The organism is Anaerostipes sp., assembly GCF_018381315.1.
Taxonomy (GTDB): domain Bacteria; phylum Bacillota; class Clostridia; order Lachnospirales; family Lachnospiraceae; genus Anaerostipes.
Map to the genome: position 1 here is coordinate 194,357 of NZ_JAGZSD010000004.1, position 18,764 is coordinate 213,120.

The 18,764-nt window shown below is 44.4% G+C and carries 18 protein-coding genes; 2 read left to right on the plus strand and 16 right to left on the minus strand.

Annotated features, from left to right (window positions below):
- Positions 1-265 precede the first annotated feature (265 nt).
- The 5 genes from KH180_RS04450 to dpsA all read right to left on the minus strand — a co-directional run bounded on the left by KH180_RS04450 (position 266) and on the right by dpsA (position 5,073).
- Positions 266-874, minus strand: coding sequence for an AAA family ATPase (locus tag KH180_RS04450; RefSeq protein WP_290756938.1), 609 nt, complete (start codon positions 872-874; stop codon positions 266-268).
- Between the two features lie 30 nt (positions 875-904).
- Positions 905-1,516, minus strand: a complete 612-nt coding sequence (locus KH180_RS04455; protein ID WP_290756941.1) for an AAA family ATPase — start codon at positions 1,514-1,516, stop codon at positions 905-907.
- A gap of 217 nt (positions 1,517-1,733) precedes the next feature.
- Complete coding sequence (gene asnB / locus KH180_RS04460) at positions 1,734-3,584, minus strand: asparagine synthase (glutamine-hydrolyzing) (protein WP_290756944.1); 1,851 nt, start codon at positions 3,582-3,584, stop codon at positions 1,734-1,736.
- Positions 3,585-3,649: 65 nt separating this feature from the next.
- Complete coding sequence (locus KH180_RS04465) at positions 3,650-4,231, minus strand: dipicolinate synthase subunit B (protein ID WP_290757241.1); 582 nt, start codon at positions 4,229-4,231, stop codon at positions 3,650-3,652.
- Positions 4,231-5,073, minus strand: a complete 843-nt coding sequence (dpsA, locus tag KH180_RS04470; protein ID WP_290756948.1) for a dipicolinate synthase subunit DpsA — start codon at positions 5,071-5,073, stop codon at positions 4,231-4,233. Before dpsA ends, KH180_RS04465 begins: the two co-directional genes overlap by 1 nt.
- A gap of 155 nt (positions 5,074-5,228) precedes the next feature.
- On the opposite strand from dpsA, the gene KH180_RS04475 reads away from it, so the two are divergent.
- The gene (locus KH180_RS04475) at positions 5,229-5,597 is read left to right on the plus strand and encodes a desulfoferrodoxin family protein (protein ID WP_290756951.1); all 369 of its coding nucleotides are present in this window, start codon (positions 5,229-5,231) and stop codon (positions 5,595-5,597) included.
- A 282-nt stretch (positions 5,598-5,879) separates the two neighbouring features.
- Here KH180_RS04475 and KH180_RS04480 read toward each other — a convergent pair whose 3' ends face one another.
- From KH180_RS04480 to melB, 7 genes are all read right to left on the minus strand, one after another.
- Positions 5,880-7,142, minus strand: coding sequence for an ATP-binding protein (locus KH180_RS04480; RefSeq protein WP_290756954.1), 1,263 nt, complete (start codon positions 7,140-7,142; stop codon positions 5,880-5,882).
- Positions 7,143-7,179: 37 nt separating this feature from the next.
- Positions 7,180-7,896: a LytR/AlgR family response regulator transcription factor gene (locus KH180_RS04485; RefSeq protein ID WP_290756957.1), complete on the minus strand. Its 717-nt coding sequence runs from the start codon at positions 7,894-7,896 to the stop codon at positions 7,180-7,182.
- Positions 7,897-8,455: 559 nt separating this feature from the next.
- Positions 8,456-9,451 (minus strand): UDP-glucose 4-epimerase GalE, encoded by a 996-nt coding sequence (gene galE, locus KH180_RS04490; RefSeq protein WP_290756960.1) that lies wholly within the window; start codon positions 9,449-9,451, stop codon positions 8,456-8,458.
- The gene (gene galT, locus KH180_RS04495) at positions 9,448-10,971 is read right to left on the minus strand and encodes a UDP-glucose--hexose-1-phosphate uridylyltransferase (protein ID WP_290756963.1); all 1,524 of its coding nucleotides are present in this window, start codon (positions 10,969-10,971) and stop codon (positions 9,448-9,450) included. Before galT ends, galE begins: the two co-directional genes overlap by 4 nt.
- Positions 10,961-11,989, minus strand: a complete 1,029-nt coding sequence (locus tag KH180_RS04500) for an aldose epimerase family protein (RefSeq protein WP_290756965.1) — start codon at positions 11,987-11,989, stop codon at positions 10,961-10,963. The genes galT and KH180_RS04500 overlap by 11 nt, the downstream gene beginning before the upstream one ends.
- A gap of 11 nt (positions 11,990-12,000) precedes the next feature.
- Positions 12,001-13,281, minus strand: a complete 1,281-nt coding sequence (locus KH180_RS04505; RefSeq protein WP_290756968.1) for a galactokinase — start codon at positions 13,279-13,281, stop codon at positions 12,001-12,003.
- 21 nt (positions 13,282-13,302) lie between these two features.
- On the minus strand, positions 13,303-14,682 hold the full coding sequence (melB, locus tag KH180_RS04510) for a melibiose:sodium transporter MelB (protein ID WP_290756971.1): 1,380 nt from the start codon (positions 14,680-14,682) through the stop codon (positions 13,303-13,305).
- 289 nt (positions 14,683-14,971) lie between these two features.
- On the opposite strand from melB, the gene KH180_RS04515 reads away from it, so the two are divergent.
- Entirely contained in the window at positions 14,972-15,985 is a 1,014-nt protein-coding gene (locus tag KH180_RS04515; protein WP_290756974.1) for a LacI family DNA-binding transcriptional regulator, read from the plus strand.
- A gap of 110 nt (positions 15,986-16,095) precedes the next feature.
- Here the strand turns inward: KH180_RS04515 and KH180_RS04520 are convergent, their stop codons facing one another.
- Genes KH180_RS04520 through KH180_RS04535 form a run of 4 tightly spaced genes read right to left on the minus strand, consistent with a single transcriptional unit; the run spans position 16,096 to position 18,762 of the window.
- Complete coding sequence (locus KH180_RS04520; RefSeq protein ID WP_290756977.1) at positions 16,096-17,145, minus strand: FAD:protein FMN transferase; 1,050 nt, start codon at positions 17,143-17,145, stop codon at positions 16,096-16,098.
- A gap of 19 nt (positions 17,146-17,164) precedes the next feature.
- Complete coding sequence (locus tag KH180_RS04525; protein ID WP_290756981.1) at positions 17,165-17,659, minus strand: Gx transporter family protein; 495 nt, start codon at positions 17,657-17,659, stop codon at positions 17,165-17,167.
- 12 nt (positions 17,660-17,671) lie between these two features.
- A complete protein-coding gene (locus KH180_RS04530) occupies positions 17,672-18,037 on the minus strand; it encodes a NusG domain II-containing protein (RefSeq protein WP_290756984.1) in 366 nt (121 codons plus the stop codon).
- Positions 18,034-18,762 carry an NAD-dependent protein deacylase gene (locus tag KH180_RS04535; RefSeq protein WP_290756986.1) on the minus strand — a complete coding sequence of 243 codons (729 nt, stop codon included), beginning with the start codon at positions 18,760-18,762 and terminating at the stop codon, positions 18,034-18,036. The genes KH180_RS04530 and KH180_RS04535 overlap by 4 nt, the downstream gene beginning before the upstream one ends.
- Positions 18,763-18,764: the final 2 nt, after the last annotated feature.

The window sequence follows — 18,764 nt, forward strand, 5'->3', positions numbered from 1 at the left end:
TAGAATGCCTCGCTCCAATCATGCAGAACATGGACGTATTGTCTGCTGGATAAGAATGACATCTGAACAGAAGGTGCCATACTGCAATAGTGAAGAAAAACTTATCGCTGAAAGATTCCTTTTGCGCGCCAAATGCACAGGTAAATAATTTCTCTGTGCATTTGTGCGCACCCTGCACGGAGTGCTTTTTTATTACATAGGGGATTCTGAAGGAATTTCCCATGCAGTAAAAAGAGGCAGATGGTTTTCCACCTGCCTCTTGATTTTATTCTTCCAGATAGGATTCTATGACTTTTACCGCTTTGTCAATCCCTGTCCGTCCGGTATTGATCACCATCTCGTAGTTGCTCGGATGGCCCCATTTAATCTTTGTATAGTAGTTATGGTAGGAAGCTCTCTCTCTGTCTACCTTTTTCATCAGGCGCTTTGCTTCCTTTTCAGAGACATTCTCCATATCCATGATCCGCTGGATCCGCACAGCCTCAGAACTGTGAATGAAGAAGGAATGGCTGCCCGGAAGTTTCTGCAGGATAACATCTGCACACCGCCCCACAAAGATACAGGATTTTTCCTGTTCTGCAATCTGGCGGATGGCAATAGACTGAATCACAAACAGCTTTTCCGGTGTCAGGATACATTCATCCATCGGCGTGGTAGCCGGATGTCCGATGGGCACCCCAAAAATATAGGCATAATCGCCGGATTCTTCTCTCTGGGTTACATACTCCTCAGATACATCTGCCATCTTTGCCACTCTGGCGATCAGTTCCTTGTCAAACAGCTTAATCCCCAAGTCCCTGGAAAGCTTCTCTGCAATCTCATGGCCTCCGCTGCCGTATTCTCTGGAAATGCATATAATCGTATTCGGTCTCATGGCACCTCTCCTTTCTATGCGCCTGTCATTCTAGCGTTCTGCATAATATGTAATAAGATCCACCGCATTTTCCATGCTCAGTTTTCCCATGTTAAGGACCATGTGATAGTTGCTCGGATGGCCCCATTTAATCTTTGTATAGTAGTTGTGATAAGAAGCCCTTTCCCTGTCGGTTCTCTTAATCAGTTTTCTGGCCTCCTTCTCGGTGACCTGCCTGAGATCCATGATCCGCTGGACCCTGTCATCCAGCGGGCTGTGTACAAAAACTGAGATACATTCTGCCTGATCCTGTAAAATGACATCCGCACACCGGCCTACAAAGATACAGGCTCCTTCGTCCTTTGCCATCTGCCGGATTGCAATCGACTGGAGAGCAAATAACTTCTCAGAGGTTACCACAAAATCACGGGTGATATCTGTAGCCACATGCCCTGCAGGCATTACCCCAAGAAATCCTCTGAAATCCCTCACTTCTCCCTGTTCTTCCACAAAATCTTCGGGCACATTGCCCATCTTTGCCACCTTTGTTATAATCTCGCTGTCGAACAGCTTAATACCCAGCCGCTTAGACAGGCGCTCTCCCAGTTCATGGCCTCCGCTTCCGAATTCCCTGGAAATACATATGATCCTGTTCTCTTTCATAAACATCACTCCTTTGCTCATAAACAACAATTGATAACCACATTGATAACCCTTCCTCCTGCCTCCGAAACGAAGGTATGTCTATGCCTGCAAAAGATGTCATACGGCTGGTAAGACCGATCGATATCTTATTTTTATTATACCATGATACAGAGGAAAAAACATAAAAAACACAGGGGATTGTTCTTTTATCTGAACAATCTCCTGCATTTTTCATTTATACAACAGCAATATGATAGGTTTCCAGCCAGTAGTTTACCTGGAGCATAAAGGCTGCCATCTGCGGTCCGGCCATCAGCTGTCCATACCATGGTTTTCCATAGTCTGACGGACTTTTTAAAAACTCTTCTGTTTTCTTCTTATCGATCAGATTCCGGATCGGAGCATTTGGATCGGCAATTACTTCCCGAAGCCGGTCTCCCAGCATTTTTTCGTACTCTGGATGATACGTTTTGGGATACGGACTTTTCCTTCTGTACAAAACCTCATTTGGAAGATCTCCTTCTCCTGCAGCCCTGAGCAGGCCTTTGACCATGCCGCCCGGACATTTCATTTCCCACGGCACATTCCACATATATTCCACGATTCTGTGGTCAGCAAACGGCACTCTGGCCTCCAGTCCTGAAAACATGCTGGTTCGGTCCATCCGGTCTAAGAGTGTCACCATAAACCATTTCAGGTTCAGATAGGAGATCTCTCTTCTCCTGCTTTCTGTGGGATTCTCCCCCAGCAGCCTTGGAGTTTCCCCGATGGTCTTTTCATACGCTCTTCTGGCATGGTTTTCAATATCTGCTGCCTGGAGTACATCGTCGCTTAAGAGGGCCTTTCTTGGTTCCATATCCATGGACCACGGAAATGCGTGGGCTTCAAAACACTCTTTTTTATGGAACCACGGATATCCTCCGAAAATCTCGTCAGCACATTCACCAGTCAGCGTAACCTTTTTGGTTTTGGCAACTTCAGAACAGAAATAAAGAAGTGAAGATTCCACATCAGCCATACACGGCAGGTCTCTTGCGTCCACTGCCCGGTACAGGTTTTCAATCTGCTGCTCGTTGGTGCATTCCAAATACGTATGATTCGTTCCTGACGCCTCTACCATCCGGTCCACCCAAGGGCGGTCCTGGGACGGCTGAAATGAATTTGCCTTAAAATACCGGTCATTATTCACAAAGTCAAAAGAGAATGTATTCAGCTGTTTTCCCTGTCTGCCAAGCTCTTTGGCACAAATGGCTGTAACAAGGCTGCTGTCCACTCCCCCTGATAAAAATGTACAGATTGGAATATCTGAAAGCATCTGCATCTTTACTGCATCATGAACCAGGTAGGACAGCTTTTCGACTGTCTGGTCATAAGATTCCTCATGGGGCCTGCTCTCAAGCTTCCAATATGTGTGGTCTTTCAGCCCCTCCACACCGTACTCAAGAAAATGACCCGGAAGCACCTCTGAAACACCCTGAAACACTCCTTTTCCATAGGATTTCGCAGGTCCCAGTCCAAAAATCTCACCAAGTCCGTCCCGGTCAATGACCGGTTCGATTCCCGGATATTGAAAAATGCCTTTGATCTCAGACGAAAACACCAGCGTCTGTCCTGCAAATGCATAAAACAGAGGCTTTACTCCCAGCCGGTCTCTGAACAGAAACAGTTTCTTTTCTGCGGAATCCCAGATACTCACTGCAAAGATGCCGTTAAGCTCCTCTACAAAAGCTGGTCCGTGAAGGATGTATCCCGCCAGGATGACTTCTGTGTCACTGGTTGTCTTAAAGATTGCGCCTTCTTTTTTCAGCTTCTGTTTCAGTTCCTTCATGTTGTAAATCTCACCGTTATAGACGATGACAAACTTACGGCCGGATTCCTCTCTGACCATAGGCTGATGCCCGGTGTATAAGTCAATGATCGAAAGACGTACATGGGCCAGGCCGCACCCATTTTCCAAAAATGTTCCCTGATCATCCGGACCGCGGTGCTTCTGGACCTGATTCATTTGGTCCAGAATATTCTTCCACTGTCCGCTGTTTTCCTGATACCTGTTATGAGGATTACAAAATCCTGCAATACCACACATATGTGCCACCTCTTCAATTATTTTTCATACAGGCTCCGCAGCATACATCGCTGGGAGCCTTAAGTCTATCCCCGGATAACCGGCTGATATTGTCTGCCTTCCAGCGCCTTTTCCACAGTCGGGATCAAAAGGCTGGTATCGGCGATCATGGAGTTGGGTTTCTTAACCGGATCGTCCTGCCCGAACGGAACAAAATAAATATTCTTCATGTTCATCAGGGCGCCGATATTCTTCATATTAATTCCCAAAGCATCGTTGGTTGATACAGAGATCACCAAAGGCTTATCATTTCTTAAATGGGCCTTTGCCGCCATCAAAACCGGAGAATCTGTAATACCGCTGCATAGCTTCGCCAGTGTATTTCCTGTGCACGGAAATATTACCAGAATGTCCAGAAGACTTTTCGGACCGATCGGTTCAGCCTGTGCAATGGTTTTCATCGGAGGAACCCCCGTAATCTCTTCGGCTTTTTTCAGAAATTCTTCGGCTTTTCCAAACCTGCTGTCTATGCTCTGTGCAGCGCCGGAAAAGATTGTCTGCACCTGTGCTCCTTCCCCTGCCAGCTTTTCAAGCTGGACAAATATTTTCTCATATGTGCAGAATGAACCAGTCATGGCAATTCCTATTTTCTTTCCTTTTACACTCATCATACATCCCATTCCGTAATCATTGTTTCTGTCAGAATGGCAGCCGCGGAGTACGCCGCATACTTACCGGGAATCCCGAGGCAGAGCCTTGCGTCGACCCCCAATTCTTCTGCCGCTTCAAAATCCACACCGCCCGGTGCAGATGCGATATCCACAATCAAGACCTCTGTTCTTGCCAGTTCCAGGCATTTCCTGTCTAAAACCAATGAGGGAATTGTGTTGAATATGAAATCAGCCTGCGGTATTTCCTTCTTCATGTCTTCCAAAGAGACTGCGTTCATTCCTAAAGACTCTGCAAGGGCACGCTGCTGCGCATTCCTTGCAGCCACCGTCACATCAGCCGACCAAAGCTTTAATTTTTCTGCCAGGACACTGCCGCACCGGCCGAACCCCAGCACCAGGCATTTGCTTGCCTGTATCTGATGCGGCGAGCCGAAAACAGCCTCTGCCACTGCCCCCTCTGCAGTCGGCACGGCATTTTTAAGTGCCACTGAATCCAGCTTCATAAAATCATGCACGGCAACTCCCATATCGCGGCAGTAGCCGCAGAAATCATCCGGAATACATCCTGCAAAAATGCTCTGGCCTTTCTGCAGGCATCGTTTTATATCCTCTATTCCAAAATCTGAACAGCACTCCATGGAAACTATATTTTCACGGTCTTTAGAAAAAGGAATCGGACCGATCAGCACTTTGGCATTTACCACTGCCTCTTCCATGGAATCAGCCTGTTTTCCTTCGGACATGATCCCATACGTGATGACAGAAAAGCCTCTGTCGGAGAGCTGTTTTGCCATATAAGACTGTCTCATATCTCCGCCGAGAACTGCAAAATCATACATTTTATCGCTCCTTTCTGCTGCCATCTAACTATAGTATATGTATTTCTTCTTCGGTATGCTTCATTTTTTCCATTTTTTACACACAAACGGGTCAGATTCTGTTATATTAAGACTTATAACAAGAGACATTGTTCTTGAAAGAAGGGAGTTTTATTATGAAGTTTTTTATTTGTGAACACTGTAAAAATATCATGACATTGGTGCAGGACAACGGAGTACCTGTTATGTGCTGCGGACAGAACATGACAGAACTGGTTCCGGGGACCACAGACGGTGCAGCAGAAAAGCATGTGCCTGCTGTATCAGTAGACGGCCGGAAGGTCAGTGTAAAGGTGGGTGAGGCAGAACATCCGATGATGGATGCCCATTACATAATGTTCATCTGTGTTGAAACGAGCCTTGGAAATCATATAAAATATTTGAAACCGGGAGATAAACCCGAAGCAGAATTCTTTTTGGCAGACGATGAAGAATTCACAGCTGCATATGAATACTGCAACCTGCATGGATTGTGGAAAGCATAAATGCACGCAAAGGAGGCACCTCTGATTATCAGAAGTGCCTCCTGTTTTTATGTTTCTTAATATGTGAATACCCTCAACCTTTTGTTTATCCTTTGTAATAAGTGTGTCTCCCCAGTCAGACGATTAGAACGGCCATGGCCATCTCATGCATGTCATCGTTTTATCCCCCTTTATACTGCTTTGCTTTCGGTAACAATACACACTATAAGAGGTCCTATACACAGTTTCAATATACCTGCGGGGAACGACTGAATATCAGATTAAGCGTTATAATTTTTTCCATTAAATAGCATCTAAAAGGATAATATTCACTTGAAACCTCTGTGCTTCACAGTGATAAGAAACACTGCCGTTGTACTTCTCCACAATCTCTCTGACATTCCGGCTTCCGATTCCGTGTTTCTCCTTGTCATGCTTTGTTGTCTGTAATCTCCCCTCTTCTATGATGACTGGTTTTATGGTCTGATTGCTCTCTTCCAAAAGCAAATGATGTCCCTGGATTTTGATTGTCACATTGACAGTCTTGTCCTCCACATCCCTGACAGCTTCCGCCGCATTTTTCAACAGATTAGAAAATAAAATACAAATCTCCGCATTGGTCATATTCAGCTTGCTGGGTATCTTCCCTTTCCAGTTCAGATGCATCTTTTCACCCTGAACAATGTCATTGACTACAATATCTACCACATCATTTCCGGTGGATACCAGGATGTTCAGCCGCTGAATGCCGCCGATCAGCTCTCCTAAATATTCTTTTGCCTGTCCATATTCTTCTTTTTCAAGAAACCTTCCCAGGCATCCCAGCTGACTTTTCATATCGTGCCTGATCTTTTTCGTCATCTCCTCCTTTTGAAGGAGCAGCTCATAATACTTTTTCTGTTCATTAAGCAGCCTTTCATTCCAGAGCATCTGCTGTTCAAACTGTTCCTGCTTCTGTCTTACTTTGCAGATTCTGAAAATAATAGTACTGATTCCAATCAGCATCAGCAGGAATCCAAGCAGAATCTCCAGTCTCTTTCCAAAAGATGTCCAGTTTTGAAAACCTTCAGACAAAAACGGTCCGATACAGGCAATCACTCCGATAAGCACCATTGCCCCCAATGCCACATCACTGTATGTATATTGGATTTTCTTGACTTGAAATCTTTTCCTGATCGTGATAACGGTCAGTACCAAAATAAAACTGAAAACTTCCTCGATATCCGCAAAATAGTTGCTTGCATATGCAGTCTGGAAATCCATCTGGGCAAAAAATATAATAAACAGCCCAATCAAAAAATCCATAATTGATATTCCAAGCCACGTAAAAATCGGCAGAAAAAACTTTTTAAAATAAATCCACGCAGATACAATAATAAACAGGATAATCACCCTGTTGACCGGAAGCCCCAGTCTGTAGCAGACGATAACTCCTAAAACTGCCGGAATCTGAAACACTGCTGCTTGCCTCTTCTGCACCGGTTCAACTCCTAAAATCCCTCTCATGATCAGGATCATTTTCCAAAGCTCAATCGCATAAACATATACCCAATATAATTCTCTCACTTTTCACCCTCACTGCCATTCCAAAAAATGGAATAGTCTATATCACTTTTGCATATTTTGTTATGTACTCAAAATAACGGTTTTTAACTTCTTTTTGTTTCCTCTTGGAAATCTGAAATTCTTTCCCGCAGTCCAATATAAGCCTGTCTTTATTATAGTGCTCTACATATTGGAAATTAATGATATATCCCTTGTGGATCCGCTGAAACCTCTCATCCAAATATCCCTCTATCTTCTTCAGAGACAGTCTCACAATCAGATGCCCTCCCACAAGAAACACCGCAATCTCATCACCCAGTGCCTCAATCCACCGTATCTCTCTAAAATATACGAACCTGCTCTCTTCCTTTCCTTCCAGCATGATCCCTTCATTGTCATTCATTTCTTTTAATGCATCTTCCAGAGCCTCCAGCAGGTCCTGTCCGCTCCCGTTTTTATATAGATACCGGAACGCCTGAACCTTAAATGCCCTCTGGACCCATTCATCATGACTCGTTATGAAAATGATCTTTCCGGGCCTTTGCTGATGTTTCCACTCCTCGGCCACAGAAAATCCATCCATATCCGGCAGTTCAACATCCAGCAGAATGATGTCAAACTCACGTTCTGAAGCCAAAAGCTCTCCGCCTCTTTGGAAACAGGCAATTTCTGCTCTTTGGTTTCTACTGTCCAGAAATTGAATACATTCGTCTTCTAAAATATCCAAGTAAGTTTGTTCATCGTCACAGATTGCAATTTTTAACGTTCTTTCCATCTACAGTCCTTTCTATATAAAAAGTAAAACATAATCATCCCTTATCGCGCAAAGCGCGCCCCCAAAGGGTTTGATATACGGGATGCCCTGCGGGTATATTTTACCTCTTTCCCACCTCAAATGCAAAAAAGAACAGGAATGTGCATTAAAAAATGCATAATTCCTGTTCTTTTTATTTTATTGTCATATGATTGTCAAACGTTCCAATAAGTGGGCCATAAAAATGTTCAAGAAAAAATAGGTCTCGTCCGACAGGTTTTTAAGATTACATTTTCTAAGGGTTATTGGGTGACGCTGTTATACAGCAAAACCTGTCCGGAAACTGACCTTATTTGTATTTATCTCTCACCAAAAGTATATCCCCATCTAATGTATCAGTCAACATATTTTATCAATATTGTGATATACGTACAGTTATTACAATAAACGTTTCTTTATTTTCCATTTTTTACTTATTCCCTGTGCATTTGTACGCATCCTGCTATGAAATAAAAAAGCAGGGTCTGCTTTGGCTTTTTAGCTTACGCTTTTGCCTGCAGACCCTGCTGTTCTCATTTATTTATTTTGTCTGATATCCATCCGGATGTGTGCTGTGCCATTTCCATGCACTTTCAATGATCTCATGCAGATCCGCATGTTCAGGATTCCAGCCGAGAACCTTCTTTGCCTTCTCACTGGAAGCAATCAGCACTGCCGGATCTCCTGCTCTCCGGTCTTCTTCCACTGCTTTAATCGGTTTTCCGGTCACTTGTTTTGCTGTCTCGATTACCTCTTTTACAGTAAATCCAATGCCGTTTCCAAGATTGAAAATATCGCTCTCATTGCCTTCCATCAAATACTTCACTGCAAGGATATGTGCCTGTGCCAAATCGGTCACATGGATGTAATCCCTGACACATGTGCCGTCTTTTGTCGGATAGTCTGTTCCGAAAATACTGATCGCTTCCCTCTTCCCGTTCGGTACCTGAAGAATCAGCGGGATCAAGTGTGTCTCCGGATTGTGGGCCTCACCGATCTCTCCGCTTTTGTGGGCTCCGCATGCATTGAAATACCGGAGGGATACGAACCTGAGTCCGTGTGCCTTTCCCACCCATTTAAACATCTTTTCCATAGAGAGCTTTGTTTCTCCATAAGTGTTGGTAGGCTCTGTCCGGTCAGTTTCCAGAATCGGAGTCTTCTCAGGCTCTCCATAAGTAGCCGCCGTAGAAGAGAAGACAATCTTATCAATTCCATGGGCTACCATGGATTCCAGCATAGTCTTAGTACCGCACAGATTATTGTCGTAGTATTTCAGCGGATCTGTCATGCTTTCTCCTACCAAAGAATTCGCTGCGAAGTGAATCACCGCATCGATATCTGTTTCCTGGTCGAGAACACTGTCCACAAAGGCTCTGTCCCGCAGGTCTCCCTGATAAAATTTCGCCTTTGGATGGACTGCCTCTTTATACCCTGTCTCCAGGTTATCGATGATGACCACGTCCTCTCCGGCATCTATCAATTCATAAACTGTATGGGACCCGATGTAGCCTGCCCCGCCTAATACTAAAATCTTCATTCTTCATTCCGCCTTTCTTCATTCTGATTCAACGTAAAAATGAATCTTTCAAACTGTTCCCTGCCCTTTTTGGTGCACTTATAAACTCCTGCATTTTCAAGGACCTTTACAAAGACCTGCCCAATTTCTTCTTTCAGAATATCCATGACATTGTCTTTATGAATCTCTTTATATTTTGACACAAACTGCTCTGCCCAGTCAACATGCTTTATGAGAGATTCATGATCCCTAAGCGGCTCTCCTGTCACAAGGCAGTCTGCCAGAAGTTCCATTTCCTGCTTAAGCCTTGAAGGAAGCACTGCAAGACCCATGACTTCAATCAATCCGATATTCTCTTTTTTAATATGATGATATTGTTCATGGGGATGAAACAGTCCCAGCGGATGTTCCCCGGTGGTGATGTTATTTCTCAGAGTCAGGTCCAGTTCAAAGGTATCCCCTGTTTTTCTTGCAATCGGAGTAATCGTATTATGCGGCTCCCCGTCAGTCTCTGCATAAATATGGGCATCTTCATCCGTATACCCTCTCCAGACACGGAGAATATAATCTGCCAGATCAATGAGACGCTCCTGATCTTTGGAACGGATCCGCAGCACAGACAGCGGCCAATTTAGGATGCCTGCCTCCACATCCTCAAATCCCCGGATCGTATAATGTTTTTCAATCTCAGCCTTTGCCATGGCAAACTGGTAATGTCCTCCCTGGAAATGATCATGGGTCAGGATAGAACCTCCTACGATAGGAAGATCTGCGTTGGAACCGAGAAAGTAGTGCGGAAACTGCTGTACAAAATCAAACAGTTTGACAAATGCAGTGCGGTCAATCTTCATGGGAACATGCTCCCCGTTAAACACGATGCAGTGCTCATTATAATACACATACGGAGAATACTGGAATCCCCATCTGCTGCCGTTGACAGTCACCGGGATAATCCTGTGGTTCTGGCGGGCAGGATGATTCATCCGCCCTGCATATCCCTCATTCTCCATGCAGAGCTGACATTTTGGATAGCTGCTCTGAACTGCATTTTTAGCTGCCGCAATAGCCTTTGGATCTTTTTCCGGCTTTGACAGGTTGACAGTTATATCAATGGTTCCATATGGACTCTCTACAGTCCATTTCCAGTCCTTCTTTACCCGGTATCTGCGGATGTAGTCCGTATCCTGGCTGAAACGGTAGAAGAATTCGGTCGCTGCCCGGGGACTCTTTTTATACTTTTCCCTGAAGTCACGGATAACCTGGCTTGGCTTAGGGACGAGAATTCCCATTAGTTTCGTATCAAACAAATCTCTGGTCACAATGTCATTGCTTTTGATGATGTAACGGTCATATGCTGCATCTGTAAGCTCATTGAGAACCTTCTCCAAATCTGTCTCTGAAAATGGTGCTTCCGGCTCCTCATAATCATCCAAATGAAAAATCTCCAGATACTGATTGATGGTATAAGTTCTGTCCTCAGGTTCGATCAGCTTTTTTTCAATTCCGTACTGTACCAGTTTTGCAATATTTTCATTTATCATCTTCCTGCACCTCGAATTTATAAGCGGTAAACACTGCATAGCGGTCTTCTTTTCTCAATATCATATCCGGCTGTTCTTCCAGATTAATGGAGTTGGGAAGAAATTGGGTTTCCAGACAAATGCCGTCCCTGTTTTCATATGCTTTCCCTCCCTTTCCGGGAAGTCCTCCTTCCAGGAAATTGGATGTGTAGAGCTGTACAGCGGGCAGATTTGTTGAAACTGTCACCTTCCGTCCCGTGCCCTCATGAAGCAAGGTCATCTGTTCTGTCTGATCACTGAAAATATAGGGATGGTCATATCCTCCTGCAAACCGAAGCTGTTCATGGTTTTCATTGATACGTTCCCCGATTGTATGAAACTTTCTAAAATCAAACGGAGTATCATCTACCTTAAGTCTTTCTCCGGTCGGACAGCCGTCTTTGTCAATGCATGCAATCTGAGATGCTTTTATTTTCAGCATATGTCCATATATTTTTTCTTTTCCGCCGGATAAGTTAAAATATGTATGATTGGCCAGATTGACGATGGTATCTTTGTCTGTAGTTCCATAGAATATCATTGTCAATGTATCCCCTGTCAGCTCATAGGATACATGGATCCTCAGGCTGCCAGGGTATCCCTCCTCCATGTCTTTGGAAAGGTAACTGAAAACCACTCTGTTTTCTTTGATTTCATAGTCCCATATCTTTTTATCAAAACCTTCCCTTCCTCCGTGGAGATGATTCGGTCCGTTATTGACTTCCAGATGATATTCCTGTCCGTTTAAAGTAAATGTTCCGTCTTTAATCCGGTTTGCTGCCCGCCCCAGGATTCCTCCGATATACTTATCGTCTCTCTTATAATCGTCTATATTTTCAAGCCCCAGAACTACATCATCTGTACTGCCGTTTTTATCTTTCATAAGAACTGACAGAATATGGCATCCTAAGTTCGTGACTTTCACTGTCAGATTTTTTTCCTTCATCTCAATGATATCAATTCCGTCTTTTCTTTTTTCGGTTACCTTGATCTCTGTCATCGCCTGTCTCCTTATAAAACTTTCATTCCTCCGTATTTACGGACTTTCAATATATGGCATGCGCCTTCTCCAAATACACTGTCCATGGTTTTCTGATAGAGCGGAACAATCTCATTAGGTACAAAGGCCTGAATGGTTCCGGCAAATCCGCCTCCGTGGACACGGCTGACTCCTTTATCTCCCAATATAACATCACTTACTGCCAGCCCAATTGACACGCTTTGGTTGTTGACTTCGTGATTGGAATACACATTCTGCAGATATTTAAAGGAAGAATCACCGGAATCCTTTACCAGCTTCTTAAACAGAGCAAATTGTTTGTTTTCCAGAGCCTCCACTTCCTGCTCAACCCTCTTGTTCTCTTCAAACAGATGCATGGCCCGGAGCACGGCCCGGTCTCCGAGAATTTCACGTATCGCTGGTATATTCAGATAAAAATCTGTCTTGTCTACTTTTCGGAGCACATCCTCTTCAAAATAGTGGGCAACCTGTTTCATCTCAGAAGGTATCATGGCATAATCCTCTGTCAGATCCACATGGGAGCCTTTTGTATCCACAATGCAGAGGCTGTGGCCGAAGGATTCAAAATCTACTTTTATTTGCTTTACTTCGGGCTTTTCAGGATTCTCAAAGTCAATGTAAATCATTCCTCCCACAGAGGATGCCATCTGATCCATCAGCCCGCATGGTTTTCCAAAATACTCGTTTTCGGCATATTGTCCTGCCTGTGCCAGGAATACCGGATCGATTTCCATCTGATTGTACAGACCGGACAAAATTGTACCGATCAACGTTTCATAAGCTGCCGAGGATGACATACCTGCACCGATCAATACATCGCTTGTGATATATGCGCGGAACCCTCCAATGCTGTAACCTTTTTGTTTCAGTCTGGCTGCAACACCCCGGATCAGCGCCAGTGAAGTTTCTCTCTCATTTTCCCTGGCAAGCAGATCATCTAAATCCACTTCCATCAGATCATATCCGTCGGAGGCAACAGTAATCCTTCCGTCTTCTGTCTTGGATGCCACTGCAATGGCATCCAGATTCACAGAGGTTGCCAGCACTTTTCCATACTGATGATCCGTATGATTTCCTCCTACCTCACTCCGTCCGGGAGCTGAATAGATCTCTGCTTTCTCCGGGCCAAATATGTCCTCATATTTTTTTAATGCATTTATGTACCTGTCTGTCTGATCATTCAGTACTTTTTCGTCTACATAAATATCTCTCAGCCGTTCTCTGAAGACTCCCTGTTCAAATTCCTTTATCAATATACTTGTTTCTTTCATTCTCATCACCCCGGCAGAACTCTATGCTTCTGCCTTGATTCTCCTTTCCTGTATTGTCTCAATTACTTTTTTCATAAAACTGTCATTCAGCTTATATGCCTTCTTGTATACAACATATGCAATCAGCATGGAAACCGCCGGCACTGCACACATCAGCACACGGATGGAATTCATGGTCAGCATACTTTGATCCGCACTGTTGGGAACATATCCTGTCTGCTGAAGAGCGAACCCGATGAAAAGTGATGTCAGTGCTGCCGTAAACTTTACGATCAGTGTCTGTAAAGAAAAGACAACGGACTCATTTCTGGTACCCAGCTTATACTCTCCGTAATCCACCACATCGGACAAAAATACAGTGGCACATCCAAGCTCCAGGCCTGTTCCCGTTTTTACGATGATCCCTGCCACAGCTGTCAGAACTATATTCTGAGGGCACACAAAACCTACGGCTAAAAGCAGTACCAGTCCAATAAACGGAAGGATGCAGGCCAGAAGAAAGGATATCTTTCTGGAAAGCACAGCAGCCACTTTCGGAAAAATAATAAGTCCCGCTACCTCTGCGATGGATGCACTGATCATAAATGCAGACAGCATCCCTGCATTCCCGCACACATAAGTAAAGTAGTAAACGGCCACTCCCATGATAAACTGAATTCCTACGTTATACAGCAGGATCAGCCCGACTGCCGACTGAAGCTGGTCATTCTGTTTAATAATAGAAAACACACCGCGGAAAGAAATCTTTTCTGACGGCACATTTTGGCTGTCTTTCATTTTCAGGTTAAATACGGCAACCCCGATCGTAAAGATAAACATTCCGGCAATAAACATTGCAAATCTGTGATAGCCGATGTATCCTCCTCCCAGCGCCCCGATGATCTGCACTCCAAATCCTGCAATGATCAGAGATTGGCCCAGACTGGCAAATATACGCGGCAGTACAGATACCACTTCACGTTCTCTTGGATCTGAGGTCAGATTGGGGATAATAGACCAATACGGAATGTCCATGATTGTATAAGTCATGCCCCATGCCACATAGATCACAGCCACAAACACACAGAGTGCCTTTCCTGACAAATGAAAATCCGTAAATAATACAACAAACACCACCGAGTTGATCAGTGTTCCGATCACCAGCCAGGGAACAAATTTTCCCCATCTTGTCCTTGTGTTGTCCACCAGCATCCCCATAAATAAGTCGTTGAACGCATCCCACAGTTTTGCTGCAAAAAATACAATTCCGATAAATGCCGGTGATACTTTCAAAATATCGGTAAAATAAATCATAGAGAATGTTGCGATCATTCCATAGATTAAATCTTTGCCGAGTGCTCCGAATGCAAAAGTATATTTAACTCTGCCCGGTACCTTTTCACTGCTTTTCGTTGTTTCCATACATAAAGCCTCCTGTTTTTATATCTTAATATCGTTCCTAATGCTTGTCGTGCGCAGCACGCCCACCCGGAGGGTATAAAATATGGTATGCCCTTGGGTATGGCTTTATAGTAACACCGTTTAGTAAATATTTCAATATTTCTTTACTAAAATGTTTACCTAAATTATTTACTTCTTTTTAGTAAACTTCAATAAGTATTTCTCTGTCTCCGGGTGGACGCACTTCGGACAATAAGGTATACTATGTATGAATACAGAGAATATTGTTAGCTGCAAAAGGAGAATATATATGGCCACTATTAAGGATATTGCTGCCAAGGCTGGGGTTTCTTCTGCCACAGTTTCCCGGATCTTAAATATGGATGACACCTTGAGTGTTACAGACGAGACCAGAGCCAGGGTATTAAAAATTGCAGATGATCTTAACTATCAAAAGAAAGGAAAAGGGGCCTCAAAGAGAACCACCATCGGGGTTTTTCAGTGGTACTCCCTGTTTCAGGAACTGGAAGATCCCTACTATCAAAACATCCGCGTGGGTATTGAAAAGTATTGTGCTGACCAAAATATAGAGGTGATCCGGGCGTTTCAGAGTGATCCGGACTACTCAAAGACATTAAGCGGTGTAGACGGGCTGATCTGTATCGGAAAGTTTGCCCCCAAGGATATCAAGGCTTTCGAACAGATTACGGACAATATTATCTTTATCGATATGCGCACTTCGAGGATCTCTTTTAATAATATCGTGCTGGATTTTCATCAGTCGGTCATAGATGTAATAGATTATTTTGCAGAATTAGGCCACCGGGAGATTGGTTACCTGGGAGGAAAAGAGTACATTGACGAAGACACTGTCTACTTTGAACAGAGAAAAGAAACTTTTATTAATTACTGCCGGACCCTGGGTATCTGCTACGAACCATATCTTATGGAAGAAGAATTCAGTGCAGAATCCGGTTATCAGATGATGAACCGCCTTATAGAAAAAGGGACTCTTCCTACTGCGGTGTTTGCTGCCAGCGATCCTATCGCCATCGGAGCAATGCGCTCCCTTTATGAGCATGGCTACAAAATTCCGGATGATATTTCTATCATAGGATTTGATGATATCAGTGTTGCTGAATTTTCAAATCCGCCGCTTACCACGGTACATGCACCGTCAGAGTATATGGGTGAGTACGCAGCTAATTTTGTAGCCAAGCTTTATAATGAAGTGCCCAGCGAATACAAAACCCCGGTGCGTCTGACTCTGCCCTGCACACTGATCAAAAGAGAAACCTGCGGAAAACCAAGGAACAAGTCATAAAAGATTTACAGTGGCAGGCGGTCTTTCCCAGGGAACAAAAAAAGCTGTTGGAGCTCTGTTTTACCGGTCCAACAGCTTTTTCTGCTTTACTAAACAATTTACTTTTTTTCTTATTCTGCAACTGTATATGAATCATCAGTAAGCCGGAACTCCAGTCCACTGCTCACATAAATATTTTTCTTCTTATCCACAAAAATAGCTTTTGCTCCGTACTTTTTCAGCAGAGGCCGGCTTTTTTCAGGCCCCAGAACAAAACATGCCGTGGACAGACCGTCACTCACCAAGCCTGAATCACACACAATGGTGCAGGAAGTGATGTCGGTCTCTGCAGGATAGCCGGTTTTCTCATCCAAAATGTGAAAATACCGTTTTCCAGTTTTTTTATCTACAAAATATTTTTCATAGTCTCCGGATGTGGAGATAAAGGTTCCGCTCTGAACTGTTACGCCCCCGATGGTTTCTCCCTGCTGCCCTTTTGGATTCTGGATCCCTACGGTCCAGTCTTCTCCGTCCGGTTTTTCTCCGTAGACTACAATGCTCCCCCCAAGGGCCACCATTCCTCCGGTCACTTTTTTGTCTTTGCGAAGGAACTTCAGGGCCTGATCTGTTCCGATCCCTTTGCCGAATGCACCGAGATCTATTTTTACAGATGTATTTTTCTTCACTGTCTTTTTTTTATCATCAAGCTTCACATGCTGATATGCATTGTTTATGATCCCCTCATCCAGCAATGCAGTAATTTTTTCTGCATCAGGTGCTGAAGGATTATCGGATTCAAAATCCCACATCCGGGTAAGGCTGCCGATGGCAGGATCTGCTGCGCCGCTGCTGTCTTTGGCGATCTGCAGGCACTTTTTAAGCCAGGTATAAAGAGGGTCAGAAAGGGAGACTTCTTTTTGGCTCCCCCGATTTAATTCTGCCACACCGGAAGATTCCTTTCTCCATGACAGCTGCTTTGTCTCCAGCTGTTTCATCTCCTCTATCATCTTCTGCTCGGTCTTATCAAGGTTTGGGCTGTTTCCGTATAAGGTTGTATTTGTCACAGTTCCCATTGCATAATCTACATGTGAATATTTCTGTATCTCTTCCTTTTTCCGGCATCCTCCGGCCGATACGGCAGCAAGCAGGATCACTATAGCTGTACATAATTTCTTTTTCATGTTTTCCTCCTGTATTCCCCTACTGAAAAAGGGTCCTGGGTATCTTTTTAACAAGTGCTCCGCTCAAAACTCCAATGGCGATGCCGGCAATGGTTCCTGTCACCAGCAGTACCGGTGCGTAATAATATATTCTTACATTCTCCATCAGAGCAACGGCAACACTTAACTGTCCCAGATTATGTGCCACGCCTCCCGCCACACTGAGTCCTACTGCTGAAAAACCTCCGGTCTTTTTAAGAAGTGTCATGACAAATATGCTCAGGATACCTCCTGCAAGGCTGTAAATGATGGTCATGGGATTTCCAAACAGCAGACCTGCCAGCAGTATTCTCAGTACAGAGATAAACAACGCCCGTTTCCACGTAGTGAAAAAGAGCAGCACCATGATGACCCCGTTGGCCAGCCCGATCTTAATCCCCGGGATCCCTACGGGAATAGGCAGAAGGACTTCAATGTAGGAAACTACAATAGCCAGAGTCAAAAACATCCCGTCCGCAGCAATCCTTCTGGTCATTGCATATACTCCTTAATTTGTAATTCCGTCATATTCTTTCTCCTTCGTTCCGTCCTTAATCTCCACCACTACCTTATGGGGCAGGCAAACGATCGTCTCCCCGGTCTTGTCAATCGGTTTATGCCTCCTGCAGATCTGATCCGGACAGTCTGCCTTCCTGACCGAAGCTTTCCCATTCTCAATCACGACCACGTTGGTCCCATTTTTACTTTTCACAGTATACACAGCATCCTCAGAAAGGCTTCCGGCCCATACTTCCTTCCCATTTACTGTTACCACAGCCTTCTCACCGTTCTGCTTTGAAAAGAACATGAATAAAAATCCTGCCGCCGCTATAAGGAGGACTGCACCAATCAATATCATATCCTTTTTCTTCATGGATTCACCTTGATCTGTCCGAGAACTTCTCCGATCGGATCTGTAATGCAAAGCTCAGCCTGGCGGTCCCTGCCTGTGGCATCCCTGTTGATCAGCACCAGATGTTTTCCCCGGAAATAGTCAATCATTCCTGCCGCAGGATATACCACCAGAGATGTCCCTCCGATGATCAGCATATCTGCCTTGGAGATGGCATCAACAGCCCCGCGCATCACGGATGCATCCAATCCTTCCTCATATAAGACAACGTCCGGCTTTACCAGGCCCCCGCACTCATCACAGAGGGGAATTCCTTCGGCTCCGGCCACATAATCAAGATCAAAAAACTTATGGCACCTCTGGCAGTAGTTTCTGTGAACACTTCCGTGAAGCTCAAATACCTTCCCGCTTCCGGCTTTTTGATGCAGTCCGTCAATGTTTTGGGTGACTATGGCAGTAAGCTTTCCCGCCTTCTCAAGTTCAGCCAGCTTTAAATGAGCCGGATTGGGAAGAGCATCCGGAAACAGCATTTTCTTCTTATAAAAGTCGTAAAACTCTTCCGTCTTCTGAACAAAAAATGTATGGCTTACAATGACCTCCGGAGGGTATTTATAAGTCTGTTGATAAAGTCCGTCTGTACTTCTGAAATCAGGGATATTGCTTTCCGTGGACACTCCTGCCCCGCCGAAAAACACAATCCTGCTGCTCTCATCTATCATTTTCTGAAGCTGTTCGATCTGATCCATTG

Bases quoted from the DNA above. Each gene is read 5' to 3' on its own strand.
- KH180_RS04530 (WP_290756984.1), bottom strand. From the start codon at position 18,037: ATGAAGAAAAAGGATATGATATTGATTGGTGCAGTCCTCCTTATAGCG.
- KH180_RS04465 (WP_290757241.1), bottom strand. From the start codon at position 4,231: ATGAGTGTAAAAGGAAAGAAAATAGGAATTGCCATGACTGGTTCATTC.
- KH180_RS04505 (WP_290756968.1), bottom strand. From the start codon at position 13,281: ATGAAAGAAACAAGTATATTGATAAAGGAATTTGAACAGGGAGTCTTC.
- galT (WP_290756963.1), bottom strand. From the start codon at position 10,971: ATGATAAATGAAAATATTGCAAAACTGGTACAGTACGGAATTGAAAAA.
- melB (WP_290756971.1), bottom strand. From the start codon at position 14,682: ATGGAAACAACGAAAAGCAGTGAAAAGGTACCGGGCAGAGTTAAATAT.
- KH180_RS04455 (WP_290756941.1), bottom strand. From the start codon at position 1,516: ATGAAAGAGAACAGGATCATATGTATTTCCAGGGAATTCGGAAGCGGA.
- galE (WP_290756960.1), bottom strand. From the start codon at position 9,451: ATGAAGATTTTAGTATTAGGCGGGGCAGGCTACATCGGGTCCCATACA.
- KH180_RS04475 (WP_290756951.1), top strand. From the start codon at position 5,229: ATGAAGTTTTTTATTTGTGAACACTGTAAAAATATCATGACATTGGTG.
- KH180_RS04525 (WP_290756981.1), bottom strand. From the start codon at position 17,659: ATGACCAGAAGGATTGCTGCGGACGGGATGTTTTTGACTCTGGCTATT.
- KH180_RS04515 (WP_290756974.1), top strand. From the start codon at position 14,972: ATGGCCACTATTAAGGATATTGCTGCCAAGGCTGGGGTTTCTTCTGCC.
- dpsA (WP_290756948.1), bottom strand. From the start codon at position 5,073: ATGTATGATTTTGCAGTTCTCGGCGGAGATATGAGACAGTCTTATATG.
- KH180_RS04485 (WP_290756957.1), bottom strand. From the start codon at position 7,896: ATGGAAAGAACGTTAAAAATTGCAATCTGTGACGATGAACAAACTTAC.
- asnB (WP_290756944.1), bottom strand. From the start codon at position 3,584: ATGTGTGGTATTGCAGGATTTTGTAATCCTCATAACAGGTATCAGGAA.
- KH180_RS04450 (WP_290756938.1), bottom strand. From the start codon at position 874: ATGAGACCGAATACGATTATATGCATTTCCAGAGAATACGGCAGCGGA.
- KH180_RS04520 (WP_290756977.1), bottom strand. From the start codon at position 17,145: ATGAAAAAGAAATTATGTACAGCTATAGTGATCCTGCTTGCTGCCGTA.
- KH180_RS04500 (WP_290756965.1), bottom strand. From the start codon at position 11,989: ATGACAGAGATCAAGGTAACCGAAAAAAGAAAAGACGGAATTGATATC.
- KH180_RS04535 (WP_290756986.1), bottom strand. From the start codon at position 18,762: ATGGATCAGATCGAACAGCTTCAGAAAATGATAGATGAGAGCAGCAGG.